This window comes from Mesorhizobium sp. M7A.F.Ca.CA.002.04.1.1, assembly GCF_004022805.1.
GTDB lineage: Bacteria > Pseudomonadota > Alphaproteobacteria > Rhizobiales > Rhizobiaceae > Mesorhizobium > Mesorhizobium ciceri.
In genome coordinates, this window is sequence record NZ_RZPL01000715.1 from 1 (window position 1) to 2,846 (window position 2,846).

The following is a 2,846-nucleotide window of genomic DNA, read 5'->3' on the forward strand; positions in this document are numbered from 1 at the left end:
GCCAAACACCTTGGCCCATGCCGAATAGGGGAAGCTTTCCAGCGGCGCGCCCCAGGAGACGCCGGCGTTGTTGACCAGAATGTTCAGCCGTTCGGTGCGCGATTTGACCTCGGCGACGAGTGCGGCGATGCCGGCTTCGCTGGAAACGTCGCCGACGAAGCCGTCGGCCCGGCCCGGTGCACCAAGCTGGTTCAACTCTTCGGCGACCTTGATACAATCCTCGCCCTTGCGCGACGCGATCATCACGCTGGCGCCGGCCCTGACCAGCGCGGTCGCCGCCATGCGGCCGATGCCGGTCGCCGCACCCGTCACCAGCGCGGTCTTGCCGGCCACCGAAAACAGTTCGTCCAGATAGCTCATCACAATTCTCCGCGCTCGGCATGCGGGCAAACAGTTCGTTGACAAGGCTATCCGAAGTACGGTCATCCTTGCCACTGACAAAATGCCTGGCGTGTATGAAGGGTTAGCGACCGATGACGGAGATGAATCTCGGCATGACCGAGCGGCTGAAGCCAATCCACGCGCGCGTCGCGGCCATGGTGCGCGACGAGATCATGCCGCTCGACCATGAATTCCTCAGCGAAGTGGGCAAGGCAGGCAGCCGCTGGGTCTACAGTGCGCGTCAGAGCGAGATCCTCGAAGGGCTGAAGAAGACCGCAAGAGAGCGCGGCCTGTGGAATTTCTGGCTGACCGGCTCGGAACGCGGCTATGGCCTTTCCACTGTCGAATACGCCTATCTGGCCGAAGAGATGGGCAAGGCGCATCTCGGCGCCGAGACCTTCAACTGCTCGGCGCCCGACACCGGCAACATGGAGGTGCTGGAGCGATACGGCTCGGCCGACCACAAGAAAGCATGGCTGGAACCGCTGCTCGACGGCAATATCCGCTCGGCCTATCTGATGACCGAGCCGGATGTCGCTTCATCCGATGCCACCAACATTGCCATGCGTTGTGAACGCCACGGCGGCGACTATGTGCTCAATGGCGAGAAATGGTGGGCTTCGGGCGCCGGCGATCCGCGCTGCGCCATCTACATCGTCATGGTCAGGACCGGGGGCGATGACGAGCCGCAGCACCGCCGCCATTCGATGATCCTGGTGCCATCAGACACCAAAGGCGTGACCAAGGTGCGGGCCATGCAGGTCTATGGCGATGACGACGCGCCGCATGGCCACATGCATCTTCGCTTCGACAATGTGCGCGTACCGGCGTCGAACCTGATCCTCGGCGAGGGCAGGGGGTTCGAGATCGCGCAAGGGCGGCTCGGTCCCGGCCGCATCCACCACTGCATGCGCGCCATCGGACAGGCCGAGATGGCGCTCGAGATGCTGTGCCAGCGTTCCGTGCGCCGCGAGGCCTTCGGCCAGAAGCTGGCAAAGCTCGGCGCCAATTTCGACATCATCGCCGAATGCCGCATGGAGATCGAGATGGCGCGGCTGCTCTGCCTCAAGGCGGCGTGGATGATCGACCAGGGCGATGCGCGGGCCGCTGCTCCCTGGATCAGCCAGATCAAGGTGGTCGCACCGCGCGTCGCGCTCAAGGTCACCGACGAGGCGGTGCAGATGTTCGGCGCGCAAGGCATCAGCCAGGACACACCGCTGGCGCGGTCGTGGACGCATCTGCGGACCTTGCGCCTTGCCGACGGGCCGGACGCCGTGCATCGCCGTCAGGTGGCGCGGACGGAGTTGAGGAAATACACGCAGGAGAAGGTTTGAGCGCCGGCATCGTCATGCGGGCGCGACTCGAGGCTCGAGCGAGGAGTGTTCCGATGACCGTCCCATCCGAAATGAAGGCGCTGCTGCTTGTCGGCGATGGCTACACCAGGACGCGGAGCGGCAGTGTGCTGGAGGCGATGGAGCCCTATCTCGAGCCGGGCAGCATCGCGGTGCCGACACCGGGCCCCAGCCAGGTGCTGATCAAGGTCAGCCTCGCCTCGATCAATCCGTCCGATGTCGCCTTCGTCAAGGGCCAGTACGGCCAGCCGCGTGCCAAGGGCCAGCCGGCCGGTTTCGAGGGTGTCGGCATTGTCGTCGCCAGCGGGGACGAGCCCTATCCCAAAAGCCTGATCGGCAAGCGCGTGGCCTTTGCCACCGGCGTCACCAACTGGGGCTCGTGGGCCGACTATGCCGTCGCCGAGGCGGCTGCCTGCATCCCGCTGCTCGACACCGTTCGCGACGAGGACGGTGCGGCGATGATCGTCAACCCGCTCACGGCGCTCGCCATGTTCGACATCGTCAAGGAGGAAGGCGAGAAGGCCTTCGTCATGACCGCCGGCGCCAGCCAGCTCTGCAAGCTGATCATCGGCCTGGCCAGCGAAGAGGGTTTCCGGCCGATCGTCACCGTGCGCCGCGACGACCAGATCGCGGCTCTGAATGCGCTTGGCGCGGCGCACGTGCTCAATGAAAGGGCGCCGGATTTCAAGGCGGCGCTGCGCGAGGTGATGAAGGCCGAACAGCCGCGCATCTTCCTTGACGCGGTAACCGGGCCGCTTGCCTCCGCCATCTTCGACGTCATGCCGAAGCGGTCGCGCTGGATCATTTATGGGCGGCTCGATCCCGAAGCCACCGTTATCCGCGAGCCCGGCCAACTGATCTTCCAGCACAAGCATATCGAAGGGTTTTGGCTGAGTGAGTGGATGCGCCAGTTCCGCGACCGTCGCGGCCCGGCGATCCTGGAAGCGCAGAAGCGTTTTTCCGATGGGCGCTGGTCGACCGACGTGACGGCGGTGGTGCCGCTTGCCGAAGCAATGGCGCGGCTGCCAGCCGAACTGGCCAAACCCAACGGCAAGGTGTTCATCCGGCCTTGAACGAAAATGGCTGGCGAGCGAAGTCCAGTTACTGCAAAAA

3 protein-coding genes are annotated in these 2,846 nt (G+C 64.7%); 2 read left to right on the forward strand and 1 reads right to left on the reverse strand.

Annotated features, from left to right (window positions below):
• On the reverse strand, positions 1–360 hold a 360-nt coding region (locus ENZ75_RS27270; RefSeq protein WP_128278453.1), incomplete at its 3' end, for an SDR family NAD(P)-dependent oxidoreductase.
• Positions 361–473: 113 nt separating this feature from the next.
• Between ENZ75_RS27270 and ENZ75_RS27275 the strand changes: the two genes are divergently transcribed.
• Together ENZ75_RS27275 and ENZ75_RS27280 are read left to right on the forward strand one after the other, a co-directional pair.
• Entirely contained in the window at positions 474–1,715 is a 1,242-nt protein-coding gene (locus tag ENZ75_RS27275) for an acyl-CoA dehydrogenase family protein (RefSeq protein ID WP_063168968.1), read from the forward strand.
• 53 nt (positions 1,716–1,768) lie between these two features.
• Positions 1,769–2,806 (forward strand): zinc-binding dehydrogenase, encoded by a 1,038-nt coding sequence (locus tag ENZ75_RS27280; RefSeq protein WP_013529671.1) that lies wholly within the window; start codon positions 1,769–1,771, stop codon positions 2,804–2,806.
• Positions 2,807–2,846: the final 40 nt, after the last annotated feature.

Coding starts and splice junctions, on each gene's coding strand:
- ENZ75_RS27275 (WP_063168968.1), top strand. CDS start 474: ATGACGGAGATGAATCTCGGCATGACCGAGCGGCTGAAGCCAATCCAC.
- ENZ75_RS27280 (WP_013529671.1), top strand. CDS start 1,769: ATGACCGTCCCATCCGAAATGAAGGCGCTGCTGCTTGTCGGCGATGGC.